We start from the raw sequence: 260 nt of genomic DNA on the forward strand, positions 1-260 counted from the left end.
GCCGCGGCCGCGATATCCGCGTCAATATTGTGGGAGGAAAAGTCGTTGCCGCGATGAAGCGCCAGTCCGATACCGATTTCCGCGCGAATATCACCAATGGCGGCCGTGCGTTTCCCGTCGAATTGACTCCCGAGCAACAACAACTCGCCATTGACGCGGCTGAAGCAGTCGGTGCGGTATTTGCCGGCGTCGATCTATTATACGGCCCAAATGGCCAGACGCTCGTCTGTGAAGTCAATGCCGCGGCGCATATCCGCAAT

Annotated in this window: 1 pseudogene; it reads left to right on the forward strand. The window is 58.1% G+C overall.

The window, feature by feature from the left end:
- Window positions 1-260: pseudogene (locus SB822_RS58425) on the forward strand (30S ribosomal protein S6--L-glutamate ligase); the annotation flags it as partial.

Origin of the sequence: Paraburkholderia sp. SIMBA_054, from assembly GCF_046534875.1 — a bacterium.
Lineage (GTDB): Bacteria > Pseudomonadota > Gammaproteobacteria > Burkholderiales > Burkholderiaceae > Paraburkholderia > Paraburkholderia hospita.